Here is a 16,729-nt window from a genome sequence, read left to right as displayed (position 1 = left end):
ATCTCCAAAATTTAAGTGTGCAGTGCATTGGTAGCTGTTGAGCCTAGGGCGGTAGCGTGTTTAAAAAACATGCAGGTAATTGTGTTGAAGTAGGTTCGTTTATTCTGACAATAGTTGACAAGAACACGCACATATTTAAACAAATAGATTTGCAGTTAGAATAAAATAAATTCATCTTATGGAAATGGCATGACTCTACTCGTGACTGGTGGTACAGGTTATATTGGCTCACATACTGTTTTACAGTTAATTGAGGGCGGGTATGAAGTTGTGGTGCTCGACAATCTGAGCAATTCATCTATTGAATCGCTTCGTCGCGTTGAATTATTAGTTGCAAAAAATATTCCATTCGTCAAAGCAGACATCAATGATAAAGATGAGCTCAAAAAAATCCTAACGAGCTATAATATTGAGGCCGTTCTTCATTTTGCGGGGCTGAAGTCAGTAGGCGAGTCTGTTGATAAACCATTAGAGTATTATATTAATAATGTCAGCGGTTCACTTGCGTTACTTGAGGCGATGAAGGAAGCGAACGTTTACAAGTTTATCTTTAGCTCGTCTGCAACTGTTTATGGAAATTGTTCGCCAGTACCAAATCTGGAAGATTCTCCTGTTGGTAATGCATCTTGTCCATATGGAACGACAAAGGTGGTGCTAGAGGAGATATTATCAGATTATGCAAAATCAAATAATAAATTAAAAATTATTGCGTTACGATATTTTAATCCCGCTGGTGCACATCCAAGTGGTTTGATTGGTGAGGATCCTAATGGCATCCCAAATAATCTTGTGCCGTATATTTCGCAGGTCGCAATTGGTAAGCTAGAAAAATTGTTCGTCTACGGCGGTGATTATGACACAGTAGATGGTACGGGAGTTCGGGATTTTATCCATGTTGTAGACCTTGCCGCTGGACACGTAAGTGCATTACGCCATCTTGATCATGTTGAAGGATATGAAGTATTCAATCTTGGAACTGGACAAGGTGTATCAGTTTTACAAGTCATTAAAGCATTTGAAAAAGCAAGTAACCTAAAAATAAATTATGAGATTGTAGCCAGGAGACCTGGCGACATCGCAGCTTCATGGGCTGATGTTTCAAAAGCAGAGAAAATATTAAACTGGAAAGCTAGATTTAACATTGATGATATGATGTATCATACATGGAACTGGCAAAAGAAAAATCCTAATGGTTATAAGGCATGATAGATCTAAAATCATGAAACTGTGTCTTATATTACCCCCGTTTTAATTTGATTACTATTGTCCTCCTGAGTGAGTTGCGACGATTATCTCGTTATTATTTTGATAAAACCAGTCTTTTAGGTCATTACAATAAATAACTATTACATATAGGATAGTGTTGTTTGTAAAATTCTAACTTAAAATAATTTCCTGATAGGATATTATCTGAAAGTACATGCAGAAATAGAGTTTAGAAATTGACTATGAAAATAGCATTAATCGGTACTACAGCAGAAAGTCTAATCCAATTCAGAAAAGAACTGATTAATTCATTGTGTAAGAATGGGCATGTGGTCTATGCATTTGCAATTGACTATGATAATAGCACTAAAGAAAAAGTAAAATCATTTGGCGCTATTCCTGTTTGTTATTCTTTTAGTCGTACTGGTTTAAATCCATTTACCGATGTTGTTAATACTTACAAGTTATATAAAACTCTGAAATCATTAAATTTGGATTTAGTGTTTTCATATTTTTCAAAGCCAGCCATTTTTGGTACACTGGCAGCAAAGTTTGCAAAAATACAGAAGCGTTATGCAATGCTTGAAGGTCTTGGTTTCTTTTTTACCAATTCTGGAGGGCATGTCTCTGTACGCAAAAAGTTACTAAAGAAATTACTTGTTTCGTTATACAAAATTAGTTTTAAACATATTGATAGCTTAGTGTTATTGAATGTCGATGATAAAAGAGATCTTTTAGTAAATGAAAATATTTATGTTAAAGACGTTCATGTATTAGGCGGCATTGGTTTAAATATGTCGGACTATCCGTATTGTCCTCCGCCAGTTGATCCAGTCTCTTTTATATTTGTTGCCAGATTTTTACAAGAAAAAGGTGTCTACGAATTTATAGAAGCAGCAAGGATAGTCAAACATCAGTTTCCACAAACACAATTTTGTATGCTGGGAAGTCTTGATCTGCATAATCCTGGTAGCCTCACGATAGAGAGGCTCAACGAATTAAAAAGTAATAACATCATTGAGTTACCTGGTCATGTGGATAATGTTCAGGATTGGCTCGCTAAAGCGAGTGTTTTTGTTTTGCCTTCATGGCGTGAGGGGTTTCCTCGCAGTACTCAGGAAGCGATGGCCATGGGACGTGCTGTAATAACCAGCGACGTACCCGGGTGTCGGGAGACCGTTGTTGATGGTGTTAATGGTTTTTTAATTGAGCCTCGGTCACCAGTAGCATTGGCTGAAAAAATGCTTTGCTTTTTATATAACCCTGAGTTGATTCCCCAGATGGGAAATGCAAGTTATCAAATTGCCCAACAAAAATTTGATTCGAGCATAGTAAATGCTAAGTTGATGAAGATACTCCAGCTGGAAATTGAATGCTTGAAAACGCCCGAGAAAGAATAATATATTCCAGGATGGCAAAATTGAATACATATGTTAACTCCAACAATTCCCCAATCCATTCCTGGCAAGTAGCTCTTATATAAGAGACATACTGAGGTAAATATGGGGCTGTGACAGTTTACTGAACAATGCTACATTTGAGTTAATATACTTTCATCAAGAGTGCGAGAAAATTAACTCGTGATACTCACACCTGACAGGAGTACATAATGTCTAAGCAACAAATCGGCGTCGTTGGTATGGCTGTGATGGGGCGCAACCTGGCGCTCAACATCGAAAGCCGTGGTTACACCGTGTCCGTTTTCAACCGCTCACGTGAAAAAACGGAAGAGGTTATCGCCGAAAATCCGGGGAAAAAACTGGTTCCTTACTATACGGTAAAAGAGTTTGTTGAATCCCTTGAAACACCTCGTCGTATCCTGTTAATGGTGAAAGCGGGTGCTGGCACTGATGCAGCTATCGACTCCCTGAAACCTTATCTGGATAAAGGTGACATCATCATTGATGGCGGTAATACGTTCTTCCAGGACACTATCCGTCGTAACCGTGAGCTCTCCGCTGAAGGTTTTAACTTCATCGGAACCGGCGTCTCTGGTGGTGAAGAAGGTGCGCTGAAAGGCCCATCCATCATGCCGGGTGGCCAGAAAGAAGCTTATGAACTGGTCGCGCCAATCCTGACCAAAATCGCAGCGGTTGCTGAAGATGGTGAGCCGTGTGTGACGTATATTGGTGCCGACGGTGCAGGTCACTACGTGAAGATGGTGCACAACGGCATTGAATACGGTGACATGCAGCTGATTGCCGAAGCCTATTCATTGTTGAAAGGTGGTTTGAACCTGAGCAACGAAGAACTGGCCAGCACCTTTACCGAGTGGAATAACGGTGAACTGAGCAGCTATCTGATCGACATCACCAAAGATATCTTCACCAAAAAAGACGAAGATGGTAAATATTTGGTGGATTTCATTCTGGATGAAGCGGCAAACAAAGGTACCGGTAAATGGACCAGCCAAAGTTCTCTGGATCTTGGTGAACCGCTGTCTCTGATCACTGAATCAGTGTTTGCTCGCTATATCTCTTCGCTGAAAGATCAGCGTGTCGCTGCCTCTAAAGTCCTGTCAGGACCTAAAGCTCAGCTTGCGGGTGATAAAGCAGAATTTATTGAGAAAGTACGTCGTGCACTGTACCTCGGTAAGATCGTTTCTTATGCTCAGGGCTTCTCACAACTGCGTGCCGCGTCCGACGAGCATAACTGGGATCTGAATTACGGCGAGATTGCAAAAATCTTCCGTGCGGGCTGTATTATTCGTGCGCAGTTCCTGCAGAAAATCACCGATGCCTACGCTAAAAATCCGGGTATCGCGAACCTGCTGCTCGACCCGTACTTCAAGAACATTGCCGATGAATACCAACAGGCACTGCGTGATGTCGTAGCGTATGCCGTGCAGAATGGTATCCCGGTTCCGACATTCTCTGCTGCTGTCGCTTATTACGACAGCTATCGTGCAGAAGTATTGCCCGCTAACCTGATTCAGGCACAGCGTGATTACTTCGGTGCGCATACCTACAAACGTACTGATAAAGAAGGTGTTTTCCATACCGAATGGATGGAATAAGTCTTCTGATAGTCACTGGCCCGGTTCTCTAACCGGGCTTTTTTTTATCTTAAATCTGATTGATTTACGTTGATTGCTTAATCTTTACTTAATATTTCTGGCGTACCCTGATCAAGAAAATCTGAATTGTTTTAACCTTCGTTGACACAATATTCGACAAAACGTTAAAACATTATTCTCTTATCAGGATGTACGACATCATGATTAAATATTAAGTTAATACTGAGAGCATGAAATGAAAATTACCATTTCTGGTACCGGATATGTTGGCCTGTCAAATGGTCTTCTTATCGCCCAACATCATCAGGTCATTGCTCTGGACATTGTCCCATCACGTGTCGAGATGCTAAATAATCGGATATCTCCGATAGTCGATAAAGAAATTGAACAGTATCTACAATCAAGTGAGATAAATTTCAACGCCACGTTGGACAAGTACGACGCCTACCAGAATGCAGATTTTGTTATTATTGCAACGCCGACAGATTACGACCCGAAAACAAACTATTTTGATACTTCCAGCGTTGAATCAGTTATCAGCGATGTGATTGCAATAAATCCTGATGCACTCATGGTGATTAAATCAACAGTGCCCGTTGGTTTTACGCAGACTATGCGACAGAAGTTTAACTCGGATAATATTATCTTTTCTCCTGAGTTCCTGCGCGAAGGGAAGGCACTGTATGATAACTTGTACCCATCACGAATTGTTATCGGTGAACGGTCTGCTCGTGCAGAGCGTTTTGCTGCCTTGTTGCAGGAAGGGGCAATAAAGCAGGATATCCCGGTGCTGTTCACTGATTCTACTGAAGCTGAAGCTATTAAGCTTTTTGCAAACACCTATCTGGCAATGCGTGTTGCCTATTTTAACGAACTTGATAGCTATGCAGAAAGCCTGGGGCTTAATGCACGACAGATCATCGAAGGGGTTTGTCTGGACCCGCGCATTGGTAACCATTACAACAACCCTTCATTCGGTTATGGTGGATACTGTCTGCCAAAAGACACAAAGCAATTACTCGCCAACTATCAATCTGTACCTAATAATATTATTTCAGCCATCGTTGATGCTAACCGCACACGAAAAGATTTTATTGCTGATGCTATTCTTTCGCGTAAACCCAAAGTTGTCGGTATCTATCGCCTGATTATGAAAAGCGGCTCGGATAATTTCAGAGCATCGTCTATTCAGGGTATTATGAAACGCATTAAAGCGAAAGGTATCCCGGTCATTATTTATGAACCGGTAATAGCAGAAGAGAGTTTTTTCCATTCACGGGTTGAACGTGATTTGGCTAAATTCAAAAGTGAGGCCGATGTGATTATCTCTAACCGCATGGCAGAAGAACTGCTGGATGTCGCTGATAAAGTGTATACCCGCGATTTATTCGGTAACGATTAAAGGTTTTGCTAAATAATGATACCGGCATCATGCCGGTATCGTTCTATTACTGATGACGTTTGCGTAAATTCTCAATCACCGTCGTCAGATCGAGATCCTGGTCCTGCAGCAGAACCAGCAGGTGATACATCAGGTCCGATGCCTCATTGGTCAACTCGAAACGGTCATGCACGGTCGCGGCCAGTGCTGTTTCAACACCTTCTTCTCCAACTTTCTGGGCAATTCGCTTCGTACCGCTGGCGTACAATTTTGCGGTATAGGAGCTGGCGGGATCTGCCGTTTTGCGCTCAGCCAGCAGTTGCTCCAGTTGATACAGGAACAGCCATTGGTGGCTGGACTCACCAAAACAGCTGCTGGTGCCTTTGTGACAGGTTGGCCCTATCGGGTTAACCAGCGCCAGCAGGGTGTCGTTGTCACAGTCAGGTGCAATGCTCACCACATTCAGGAAGTGACCGGATGTTTCTCCTTTGGTCCACAGACGTTGCTTGGTCCGCGAGAAAAAGGTCACTTTCCCGCTTTCAATCGTTTTATCCAGCGCCTCCGGGTTCATATACCCGAGCATCAGCACTTCACCGGAAATCGCATGCTGCACGACGACCGGCATCATCCCATCGGTTTTTTCCCAGTCCAGCTCGCGGCATTGTTGCTTGGTTAACATATCCTGATCTCCACGCCCTGTGTTGCCAGGTACGCTTTTAATTCGCCAATATTGATAATTTGCTTGTGGAAGACCGAGGCGGCAAGCGCGCCATCGACATCCGCATCCCTGAAGGCTTCGAGGAAGTGCTCCATCGTTCCGGCACCGCCAGAAGCGATCAGTGGAACATGGCAAACTTCGCGCACTTTTTTCAATTGCTCAAGATCGTAGCCGTTACGCACGCCGTCCTGATTCATCATATTAAGAACGATTTCACCCGCGCCCAGTTTTTGCACCTCTGTTACCCAGTCGATCGTTTCCCACTGTGTAACGCGCGTACGGTTTTCATCTCCGGTGTACTGATTGACGTGATACTTCCCGGTTTGTGCATCATGCCAGGTGTCGATACCCACCACGATGCATTGCACGCCAAAGCGATCCGCCAGGCGGGTGATCAACGTTGGGTCAGCCAGAGCAGGGGAGTTGATAGAAATTTTATCTGCGCCGAAAGACAGTATCTTTGCGGCATCCTCGGGGGATTTAATTCCACCGGCGACACAGAACGGAATGTCGATCACTTCTGCAACGCGTGATACCCAGCTTTTGTCCACCACGCGACCATCGCTCGATGCGGTGATATCGTAAAAAACCAGCTCATCTGCGCCTTCTTCGGCATAGCGTTTTGCCAGCGGAACGATATCGCCAATAATCTCGTGATTGCGGAACTGAACACCTTTGACAACCTGCCCGTCACGAACATCAAGGCAAGGGATTATGCGTTTTGCCAGCATTGGATGGCCTCCTCAACGGTGAATTTACCTTCCAGCAAAGCACGACCCACAATGACGCCGCCAACGCCGGTTCCGCGCAGGGCGGCGACATCTTCAATCCCACCAATCCCGCCGGATGACTGAAATGCCACTTGGGGGTATTTCGCACACACTTCTTCGTACAGTGCAACGTTTGAGCCAGCCAGCGTGCCGTCGCGAGAGATATCGGTGCACAGCACATGCTTCAGCCCAACGGGTAAATAGGCCTCAACCAGTTCTTCCAGTGAAACGCCGGAGTCTTCCTGCCAGCCGCTGACCGCAACCTGTTTATTCCCGAGCTCGTCAATCCGCACATCCAGCGCCAGCACCAGCGCATCAGCGCCGAAACGCGTGAACCAGGTTTTAACACGTTCGGGCGATTTTACCGCCGTCGAGCCGACAACCACACGTGCAACGCCCGCATCCAGCAGCGCGGCGACGTCTTCTTCAGTACGTACGCCACCCCCTACCTGCACCGGTACGTTTACGCCAGCCACCAGTGTTTTAATCAGCGGTATTTGCCGTTTCTGCGGATCTTTTGCACCGGTCAGATCCACCAGGTGCAGCACCTTTGCGCCTTGTGCGGCATAGCCCTGTAAACGGGGCAGGGGATCGTTACCGTAATCACGCTGCGTTGCGTAATCGCCCTGATGAAGACGCACAACCGTGCCGTCGATTAAATCTAATGCCGGAATTATCATTACATCTCCAGAAAGTTTTTCAGCAACTTCGCGCCAGCGGCACCTGAACGCTCCGGGTGGAACTGCACGCCAAAGAAATTATCCTTTTGTATCGCTGCGGTGAAGGGCTCACCGTAGTTGCATTGCGCAATAGTCCATGGGTTCACCGGCATCGCGTAGCTGTGTACAAAATAGAAATACGCCCCATCCTCAATACCCTGGAAAAGGCGGTTTCCGGCCTGTGGATAGACACGGTTCCAACCCATATGTGGCAACGGCAGACCAAAATCGGTCATTTTGGGTACGTCTTGATCAATAATCCCCAGCAGGGAGACACCGTTGCTTTCTTCACTGCGCCGACCAAGCAGCTGCATACCTAAGCAAATCCCCAGTACAGGTTGTGTGCAGGCTTTAATCAGTTCAATCAGCTCACGCTCGTGTAGCTGATCCATTGCCGCCTGTGCGGTACCCACACCAGGCAGAAACAGTTTATCGGCACGCAGCACAACATCCGCATCGCGGCTAACCACCGGATCATAGCCGTGGCGTGCGACGGCGGATTTCACCGAGTTCAGGTTGGCACAGCCGGTGTCGAGGATCACCACGTTCATCACAGCACTCCTTTTGAAGAAGGAAGCGTGTCGCCTTCTACGCGAATAGCCTGGCGCAGCGTGCGGCCAAAGGCTTTGAACAGACTTTCCACGCGGTGGTGGTCATTTTTACCTTTGGTTTTAAGGTGTAACGTGACACCCATGGTGTAAGAGAGCGAACGGAAGAAGTGTTCGATCATCTCCGTACTCAGATCGCCGACGCGCTGATAGGTAAACTCAGCCCGGTACTCCAGGTGTGGACGTCCGGAGATATCCAGGGCGCAGCGTGCGAGGCACTCGTCCATCGGCAGCACAAAACCAAAACGGTTGATGCCTCGTTTATCGCCCAACGCCAGTTTTAAGGCTTCGCCCAGAGCCAGCCCGGTATCCTCAACGGTGTGGTGATCGTCAATATACAGATCGCCTTTGACGGCTATCTCCATGCGAAAACCACCGTGGGTCGAGATTTGATCCAGCATGTGGTCAAAGAAGCCGACGCCGGTATTAATTTTGCTGCGGCCTTCGCGGTCCAGCCAGACTTTAACGTCAATCTGCGTTTCTTTTGTATTACGTTCAACGTGGGCGTAGCGATCCCGTTTGGTTAGCTGCTCACCGATCATTGCCCAGTTCAGCGTGTCGCGGTGATAGCGTAACCCGGTGATGCCCATGTTTTCCGCCAGTTGAATGTCGGTTGCGCGATCGCCGATCACGTAGCTGTTCTCGGTATCCAGCACCTGTTCAATCAGGTATTGCTCGACCAGCTTCACTTTGGGTTTACGACAATCACACGCGTCTGCCGGCAGGTGCGGACAGATCAGTACTTCATCAAAAATGACGCCCTGCGAGGTGAAAATTTGCATCATCAGGTTGTGCGGACCGTCAAAATCCGCCTGCGGGAAGCTTTGTGTTCCCAGTCCATCCTGGTTGGTGATCATCACCAGCTTAAAACCTGCTTTTTGCAGTTTTAGCAAGACCGGGACCACCTCCGGCTCAAAGGCAAGCTTGTCGAAGCGATCAACCTGAAAGTCACTGGGCGGCTCGGAAATCAGGGTTCCATCACGGTCAATAAAAAGATACTTCTGGCTCATACTTGCTCCGCACGTAAGGCGTCAATGACGCGCTGGCTCTCTTCACGGGTTCCGACAGTAATACGCAGGCAGCCGCTCAATGAAGGTTGTTTGTTCTGGTCTCGTAAGATAATGCCCTGATCCCACAAAGATTTAAATACGCTGCTTGATGCGGTGAAGCGCGCCAGAACATAGTTGGTTTCAGAGTCGAAAACTTGTTCGACACAGCGGATGGTTTTCAGGTTATCAACCAGGTATTGACGCTCTTGCAGAATCTGCGCCACGCGCTCGCGCATAGCGGAAATGCCTTGCGGCGTTAGCGCCTGAGCGGCGATATCTGCCACCGGTGTAGAGAGCGGGTAAGGCGCGATCACTTTCAACAACAGGTTGATAACGTCTTCATTAGCTAGCGTAAATCCGCAGCGCAAACCGGCAAGGGCAAACGCCTTAGACAGGGTGCGCAGTACCACCAGGTTTGGGTACTCCGATAACCAGCCCGCCAGTGTGGCCTGCGGGCAAAACTCGATGTACGCTTCATCGGCGACCACGATGGCTTTGCCCTGCGTCATGTCGAGCAGTGAACGCAGATCCTGCGGGTTAATTAACTGGCCCGTCGGGTTATTGGGACTGCATACGTAAACCACTTTCACGCCATCAAGCTTGTCAGCGATACCCTGTAAATCCAGTTGCCAGTCGGCAAGAGTTGGTACGGTGCGACATTCAACGCCAATGGTTTCAGCACTGACGCTATACATGCCATAGGTTGGCGGGCAGTAGAGAATCGCATCTTTACCCGGCTCGCAAAAAGCACGTACCAGCAACTCGATACCTTCATCAGCACCGCGGCTGACCAGTACCTGCTCTGGCTTAACGCCTGCATACTGCGCGTAGTTCTCGATCACTGCCTTCGGCTGACACTCCGGATAACGGTTCAGTGTTTGCTGAGTCAGTTGGAATTCAACGGCGGTGGGGAACTCATTGGCATTGAGCCAGACGTCGCCATTTCCGCCCAGACGGCGGGCAGACTGATACGGTGTTAGCTCACGGACATTTTTACGGGCTAAATCAGTAACGCTGAGAATGTTGTCAGTGCTCATGCTTGCTCCTTCAGGGCGTTAACGCGCAGGGTAACGGCATTTTTGTGGGCTGTCAGTCGTTCTGCGGCGGCCAGCCTTTCGATGGTTGCGGCCAGGGCAGAGAAACCTTGCGGCGATAATTCCTGTACGGTCATCCGCTTTTGGAAATCGGCCAGTCCAAGACTTGAGCAGGTTGCGGTATAGCCGTAGGTAGGCAGCACGTGGTTAGTCCCGGAGGCATAGTCACCGGCAGATTCCGGTGACCAGTCACCGAGAAAGACAGAGCCCGCACTGGTGATGTCATCGACCAGTTCGCGAGCATTGCGGGTCTGAATGATCAGGTGCTCCGGGCCGTACGCATTAGAAATCGCTACGCATTGCGCGAGAGAGCGGGTGACAATCAGACGACTGGCGCTTAACGCCTGCCGCGCGGTTTCAGCGCGTGGCAGCGCGGCAAGCTGGCGTTCTACTGCTTCAGCAACCTGGCTGGCCATACCGGCATCCGGCGTCAACAGGATCACTTGGGAATCGGGGCCGTGTTCGGCCTGTGAGAGTAAGTCAGAGGCAACGAAATCCGCCGTGGCGCCGCTGTCGGCAATCACCAGTACTTCAGACGGGCCTGCTGGCATATCGATGGCGGCACCGTCCAGACGCTGACTAACCTGACGCTTGGCTTCGGTCACAAAGGCATTACCGGGGCCGAAAATTTTGTCCACTTTCGGCACGGATTCGCTGCCAAATGCCAGCGCGGCAATCGCTTGTGCGCCCCCAACGTTAAACACGTCCTGTACGCCGCAGAGCTGCGCGGCATACAGAATTTCATCGGCGATAGGTGGGGGAGAACACAACACCACTTTTTTACAGCCTGCAATGCGGGCCGGGGTGGCGAGCATTAACACCGTTGAGAAGAGCGGCGCGGAGCCCCCAGGAATGTACAGTCCAACAGAATTTACCGGGCGGGTAACCTGTTGGCAGCGTACACCGGGCTGCGTTTCAATATCGACGACCGGCAGTTGTTGCGCGTTATGAAACGTCTCGATGTTTTTCACGGCGACTGCCATGGCCTGTTTAAGGTCATCGCCAAGACGTGCGCCAGCGGCGGCAATCTCTTCAGCACTGACTTTCAGCGCACTCACGTTAGTTTTATCAAACTTTGCGCTGTATTCACGTAGCGCTGCGTCACCGCGCGACTTTACGTTATGCAGAATTTCGCTCACGGTACGGGTGATGCTCTCTGACGCCGAGATTGCCGGGCGCATCAGTAATTCACTTTGCTGCTCTTCAGTACAGCTATTCCAGTCGATGATGGTATTAAAGCTCATAATCGTCTTCCTTTTTTTGCCGGATGGCTCGTTGTTTATCCGGCCTACGGGTCTTGTAGGCCCGGCAAGCGAAGCGCCACCGGGCAGCATAAGTGGAATTACTCCATCATCTTCTCAATAGGCAGCACCAGGATGGAGCTGGCGCCAAGCGCTTTCAGTTTTTCCATCGTTTCCCAGAACAGGGTTTCGCTGCTAACCATGTGCATTGCCACGCGCTGCTGATCGCCGGCCAGTGGCAAAATCGTTGGGCGTTCAGCGCCTGGCAGCAAGGCGATAACGTCGTCCAGACGTTCACTTGGCGCGTGCATCATGATGTATTTAGATTCGCGAGCCTGAATAACCCCCTGAATACGGGTCAGCAGCTTATCAATCAGTTGTTGTTTAGCTGCCGGCATTTCTCCGTCACGCTGAATCAGGCAGGCTTTGGAACGGTAAATGACTTCCACTTCACGCAGGCCGTTGGCTTCAAGCGTTGCACCGGTGGAGACCAGATCGCAGATTGCATCTGCAAGTCCCGCACGGGGAGCAACTTCGACAGACCCATTTAACAAACAGGATTTGAACGAAACCCCTTTCTGGTCGAGATAGCGTTTGAGCAGGTGCGGATAAGAGGTGGCGATACGTTTGCCGTTCAGTGCAGACGGACCGTCCCAGGCTTCGTCAACCGGGGTCGCCAGCGAAAGGCGACAGCCGCCGAAGTCCAGACGACGTAACGTAAAGTAACGAGGATCTTCACCCTGTGCCCGTCGGTTGAGCAGTTCTTCTTCCAGCACGTTTTCGCCGATGATGCCGAGATCAACGACGCCATCCATGACCAGACCCGGGATATCGTCATCGCGTACGCGGAGAATATCGATAGGCATATTCTCTGCCATCGCAATCAGGCGCTGGGTGTGAAGATTAATTTTAATGCCACAGCGGGCCAGCAATTCGCGTGAGTCATCGCTTAAACGGCCTGATTTCTGCATAGCTATGCGTAAGCGGGTGTTGTCTAACATTCTCTATTCCTCGTTATCCTGTCTGAATCGGTTTGGGTCACGCACAAAAAAAAGCCCCCGGAAGAAATCTTCCGGGGGCTTTCTCATACGCTCATGCACCGCTGGAAGATTTAAATGTCTCCCAGCACGCATCGCCTGAAAGACTAGTCAGGATGATGGTGATGATGGTGATTAAATTGAGCGCGTGTCATAAATTTTCTCGATGAATGCTTATTCATTTGATGTCTTTTAACCTAAACCACTTTAGCCACGGAAAGCAAGGGCTTTTTTTGATCATTAATTCATTTCATATTGATACTATGAATTGTCAGCCACCGTGGGCTGGCGTAGCCTTGGGTTATAGGCCAAACGTCAGGAGAAAAGGCATGAAAAAGGTCGCAATTGTCGGATTAGGTTGGTTAGGCATGCCGTTAGCCATGTCTCTGGCGGCCAGGGGCTGGCAGGTAACCGGCAGCAAAACCACATTGGATGGGGTGGAAGCGGCCCGAATGAGCGGTATTGAAAGCTACTCGCTGCGCCTGGAGCCTGAACTGGTCTGTGAACCTGACGATCTCGATGCGCTAATGGATGCGGATGCGCTGGTCATTACCCTGCCTGCACGCCGTAGTGGCCCGGGTGAGACGTTTTATTTACAGGCAATGCAGGAACTGGTCGACAGTGCGCTGGCGTATCGTATTCCACGGATTATTTTTACCAGCTCTACCTCGGTTTATGGTGATGTGCAGGGGACAGTGAAAGAGGGCACACCACGCAATCCGGTCACGGCAAGTGGTCGAGTCCTGAAAGAACTCGAAGACTGGCTGCACAATTTGCCGGGAACGTCGGTGGATATCCTGCGCCTGGCAGGCCTGGTGGGACCGGGCAGACATCCCGGTCGCTTTTTTGCGGGTAAAACTGCACCTGATGGCCAGCATGGCGTCAATCTGGTGCATCTGGATGACGTGGTTTCTGCTATCACGTTGCTGCTGCAAGCGCCTAAAGGGGGACACATCTATAATATATGTGCGCCTATGCATCCGGCGCGCAATGTGTTCTACCCTCAGATGGCTCGTCTGTTGGGGATGGAACCACCGGATTTCCGGGACGGAGTGGATAACGGTAAAGGTAAAGTCATTGATGGCAACCGAATTTGTAATGAGCTTGGATTTGAGTACCAGTATCCCGATCCGCTGGTGATGCCGATGGAGTGACAGATCAGCAGAGTGCCGCTGTATACCGCCAGGGGGCGAGTATGAAACCACTGCTGGATGTTTTGATCATTCTTGATGCGTTAGAGAAAGAGGGGAGTTTCGCGGCGGCGTCCGCAAAATTGTTTAAGACGCCGTCAGCGCTGAGTTATACCGTCCACAAACTAGAAAGCGATCTCAATATTCAGTTGTTGGATCGCAGTGGACACCGGGCCAAATTTACCCGTACCGGGCAGATGCTGCTGGAAAAGGGACGCGAGGTATTACATACCGTGCGCGAACTTGAAAAGCAGGCCATCAAACTGCATGAAGGCTGGGAGAATGAACTGGTTATCGGCGTAGACGATACCTTTCCCTTTTCGCTTCTTGCCCCGCTCATCGAATCTTTCTATCAACACCACAGCGTGACGCGTCTTAAATTTATCAATGGCGTATTGGGCGGCTCTTGGGATGCCCTGATTCAGGGCCGGGCCGATATCATTGTGGGTGCCATGCGTGACCCACCCACAGCAAGTGATTTTGGATTTGCGCGCTTGGGTGTGCTTGAACAGGCTTTTGTTGTTGCCCCCCATCATCCATTGGCGCAGGAGCCGGAACCGTTGAGCCGCAGAACGATCAAACGTTTTCGCGCCATTGTGGTCGGCGATAATGCGCATCCCGCGAACGTATCGGCTTCTCAGCTTCTTGACGATCAGGAAGCCATCACCGTTTTTGACTTCAAAACCAAACTGGAACTGCAGATAAGTGGTCTGGGATGTGGTTATATTCCGCGCTATCTGGCACAACGATTTCTGGACAGCGGGGCCCTGATTGAGAAGAAAGTTGTCGCGCAAATTCTGTTTGAACCCGTGTGGATTGGCTGGAACGAGCAGACCGCGGGATTAGCCAGTGCATGGTGGCGGGATGAAATTTTAGCAAATAGTGCTATCGCGGGTGTCTATGTAAAAACGGTTGTCGATAAATCAATCGGTTAGGAAAAAATATTTTTTGACAAGGCTCTCATTCTCTTGTCATTTCGCCCTAATTTAGGGCACAATGCGCCGCTTGCAAAAAATGAGATTAACCGACGTTTTAATACGCGTCGGTTATTTTTTTGCATCAAACCAATCATTCATAAAAGAGGCCGGGCTTCGTACCGGATAGATACTTACTTAAAAATCGACAGTTGTTGTCGCTGAGGATTAACAAAAAATGGGGCAATTTTTTGCTTACGCGACGGTTTCCGCCGTAATGGAGGATAACCATGTCGCATAACGCTACTCCAAACACCTCTCGCGTGGAATTACGTAAAACGCTTACGCTGGTTCCGGTTGTCATGATGGGCCTTGCCTATATGCAGCCGATGACGCTGTTCGATACATTCGGTATCGTATCAGGAATGACCGATGGTCACGTCCCGACAGCTTACGCCTTTGCACTGATCGCCATCCTTTTTACCGCACTGAGCTACGGTAAACTGGTGCGTCGCTATCCGTCTGCAGGCTCTGCCTACACTTACGCCCAGAAATCCATTAGCCCGACCGTTGGCTTTATGGTGGGTTGGTCATCACTGCTGGACTACCTGTTCGCACCAATGATCAACATTCTGTTGGCGAAAATCTATTTTGAAGCCCTGGTGCCGTCGATACCGTCATGGATTTTCGTGGTAGCACTGGTGGCTTTTATGACTGCTTTTAACCTGCGCAGCCTCAAATCTGTCGCGAACTTCAACACCGTGATCGTGCTGTTGCAGGTCGTGTTGATTGCAGTGATCCTCGGCATGGTCGTTTATGGCGTGTTCGAAGGGGAAGGTGCGGGTACGCTGGTGAGCAGCCGTCCGTTCTGGTCAGGTGACGCGCACGTGATTCCAATGATCACGGGTGCTACTATCCTGTGCTTCTCATTCACTGGTTTCGACGGTATCAGCAACCTCTCTGAAGAGACCAAGGATGCTGAGCGCGTGATCCCGCGTGCAATTTTCCTGACCGCGCTGATTGGTGGCCTGATCTTTATTGTCTCCACCTATCTGTTGCAGCTGTACTTCCCGGATATCTCTCGCTTCAAGGACCCGGATGCTTCACAGCCTGAAATCATGCTGTACGTAGCCGGTAAGTTCTTCCAGGTCGGCGCGCTGATTTTCTCCACCATTACCGTATTGGCATCCGGGATGGCGGCGCATGCAGGCGTAGCGCGTCTGATGTACGTGATGGGGCGCGATGGTGTATTCCCGAAAAGTTTCTTCGGTTATGTGCACCCGAAATGGCGTACTCCGTCCATGAACATCATCCTGGTTGGCGCGATTGCCCTGCTGGCAATCAACTTCGACCTGGTAATGGCGACGGCGCTGATTAACTTTGGTGCGCTGGTGGCGTTTACCTTCGTTAACCTGTCGGTAATCTCCCAGTTCTGGATCCGTGAGAAGCGTAACAAGACGCTGAAAGACCACTTCCAGTATCTGTTCCTGCCAATGTGCGGTGCGCTGACCGTGGGTGCGCTGTGGGTGAACCTGGAAGAGAGCTCTATGGTTCTGGGGCTGATCTGGGCTGGTATTGGCCTGATCTACCTGGCTTGTGTGACCAAGAGTTTCCGCAACCCGGTACCGCAGTACGATGAAGATATCGCGTAATAATCTAATCTGACATCGAAAAACCGGAGACATGTTCTCCGGTTTTTTTATTCCTGCGCTTTATTTCCAGCCAGTATTAATAACCGTTAGTTCTAAATTAGAGAATTTGGTTATTGGTTCTGAACCAGTTAGTC

At 49.0% G+C, this 16,729-nt stretch carries 16 protein-coding genes, 1 pseudogene and 1 other annotated feature; of the genes and pseudogenes, 8 read left to right on the top strand and 9 right to left on the bottom strand.

Features of this window, described 5'->3' with window-relative positions; translation table 11 throughout:
- Positions 1-189 precede the first annotated feature (189 nt).
- From galE to ugd, 4 genes are all read left to right on the top strand, one after another.
- Entirely contained in the window at positions 190-1,206 is a 1,017-nt protein-coding gene (gene galE, locus HV261_RS17140) for a UDP-glucose 4-epimerase GalE (protein ID WP_202038950.1), read from the top strand.
- Positions 1,207-1,448: 242 nt separating this feature from the next.
- Positions 1,449-2,606: a glycosyltransferase family 4 protein gene (locus HV261_RS17135; RefSeq protein WP_048212025.1), complete on the top strand. Its 1,158-nt coding sequence runs from the start codon at positions 1,449-1,451 to the stop codon at positions 2,604-2,606.
- A gap of 209 nt (positions 2,607-2,815) precedes the next feature.
- Positions 2,816-4,222 carry an NADP-dependent phosphogluconate dehydrogenase gene (gene gnd, locus HV261_RS17130; protein WP_040231903.1) on the top strand — a complete coding sequence of 469 codons (1,407 nt, stop codon included), beginning with the start codon at positions 2,816-2,818 and terminating at the stop codon, positions 4,220-4,222.
- A 235-nt stretch (positions 4,223-4,457) separates the two neighbouring features.
- Positions 4,458-5,624, top strand: coding sequence for a UDP-glucose 6-dehydrogenase (ugd, locus tag HV261_RS17125; RefSeq protein WP_202038949.1), 1,167 nt, complete (start codon positions 4,458-4,460; stop codon positions 5,622-5,624).
- A gap of 46 nt (positions 5,625-5,670) precedes the next feature.
- On the opposite strand, the gene hisIE is transcribed toward ugd, so the two are convergent.
- The 9 genes from hisIE to hisL form a co-directional block, all read right to left on the bottom strand.
- A complete protein-coding gene (gene hisIE / locus HV261_RS17120; protein WP_202038948.1) occupies positions 5,671-6,282 on the bottom strand; it encodes a bifunctional phosphoribosyl-AMP cyclohydrolase/phosphoribosyl-ATP diphosphatase HisIE in 612 nt (203 codons plus the stop codon).
- Complete coding sequence (hisF, locus tag HV261_RS17115; protein WP_202038947.1) at positions 6,276-7,052, bottom strand: imidazole glycerol phosphate synthase subunit HisF; 777 nt, start codon at positions 7,050-7,052, stop codon at positions 6,276-6,278. The genes hisIE and hisF overlap by 7 nt, the downstream gene beginning before the upstream one ends.
- Complete coding sequence (hisA, locus tag HV261_RS17110; protein WP_202038946.1) at positions 7,034-7,771, bottom strand: 1-(5-phosphoribosyl)-5-[(5-phosphoribosylamino)methylideneamino]imidazole-4-carboxamide isomerase; 738 nt, start codon at positions 7,769-7,771, stop codon at positions 7,034-7,036. The genes hisF and hisA overlap by 19 nt, the downstream gene beginning before the upstream one ends.
- Positions 7,771-8,361: an imidazole glycerol phosphate synthase subunit HisH gene (hisH, locus tag HV261_RS17105; RefSeq protein ID WP_202038945.1), complete on the bottom strand. Its 591-nt coding sequence runs from the start codon at positions 8,359-8,361 to the stop codon at positions 7,771-7,773. Before hisH ends, hisA begins: the two co-directional genes overlap by 1 nt.
- Positions 8,361-9,428, bottom strand: coding sequence for a bifunctional histidinol-phosphatase/imidazoleglycerol-phosphate dehydratase HisB (gene hisB, locus HV261_RS17100; RefSeq protein ID WP_137382270.1), 1,068 nt, complete (start codon positions 9,426-9,428; stop codon positions 8,361-8,363). Before hisB ends, hisH begins: the two co-directional genes overlap by 1 nt.
- Positions 9,425-10,504, bottom strand: a complete 1,080-nt coding sequence (hisC, locus tag HV261_RS17095; RefSeq protein WP_202038944.1) for a histidinol-phosphate transaminase — start codon at positions 10,502-10,504, stop codon at positions 9,425-9,427. Before hisC ends, hisB begins: the two co-directional genes overlap by 4 nt.
- Positions 10,501-11,805 carry a histidinol dehydrogenase gene (gene hisD, locus HV261_RS17090; protein WP_202038943.1) on the bottom strand — a complete coding sequence of 435 codons (1,305 nt, stop codon included), beginning with the start codon at positions 11,803-11,805 and terminating at the stop codon, positions 10,501-10,503. The genes hisC and hisD overlap by 4 nt, the downstream gene beginning before the upstream one ends.
- A gap of 98 nt (positions 11,806-11,903) precedes the next feature.
- Positions 11,904-12,803, bottom strand: coding sequence for an ATP phosphoribosyltransferase (hisG, locus tag HV261_RS17085; protein WP_202038942.1), 900 nt, complete (start codon positions 12,801-12,803; stop codon positions 11,904-11,906).
- Between the two features lie 45 nt (positions 12,804-12,848).
- Positions 12,849-12,971: a sequence feature (His leader region), on the bottom strand.
- Positions 12,947-12,994, bottom strand: coding sequence for a his operon leader peptide (hisL, locus tag HV261_RS17080; RefSeq protein WP_101741515.1), 48 nt, complete (start codon positions 12,992-12,994; stop codon positions 12,947-12,949). (Overlaps the previous feature by 25 nt.)
- A 174-nt stretch (positions 12,995-13,168) precedes the next feature.
- Here hisL and HV261_RS17075 point away from each other — a divergent pair, with 174 nt between their 5' ends.
- From HV261_RS17075 to plaP, 4 genes and pseudogenes are all read left to right on the top strand, one after another.
- A complete protein-coding gene (locus HV261_RS17075; protein ID WP_040231914.1) occupies positions 13,169-13,993 on the top strand; it encodes an SDR family oxidoreductase in 825 nt (274 codons plus the stop codon).
- Positions 13,994-14,034: 41 nt separating this feature from the next.
- A pseudogene (locus tag HV261_RS17070) lies at positions 14,035-15,019 on the top strand (LysR substrate-binding domain-containing protein).
- A 162-nt stretch (positions 15,020-15,181) separates the two neighbouring features.
- Positions 15,182-15,244, top strand: a complete 63-nt coding sequence (gene yoeI, locus HV261_RS28010) for a membrane protein YoeI (protein WP_101741514.1) — start codon at positions 15,182-15,184, stop codon at positions 15,242-15,244.
- Entirely contained in the window at positions 15,234-16,595 is a 1,362-nt protein-coding gene (gene plaP, locus HV261_RS17060) for a putrescine/proton symporter PlaP (protein WP_040231916.1), read from the top strand. Before yoeI ends, plaP begins: the two co-directional genes overlap by 11 nt.
- Positions 16,596-16,729 lie beyond the last annotated feature (134 nt).

It is taken from the genome of Citrobacter sp. RHBSTW-00671 (assembly GCF_014103415.1).
GTDB lineage: Bacteria > Pseudomonadota > Gammaproteobacteria > Enterobacterales > Enterobacteriaceae > Citrobacter.
The sequence above is the reverse complement of the archived record's forward strand: the minus strand, read 5'-3'. Positions and strand labels throughout refer to the sequence as shown.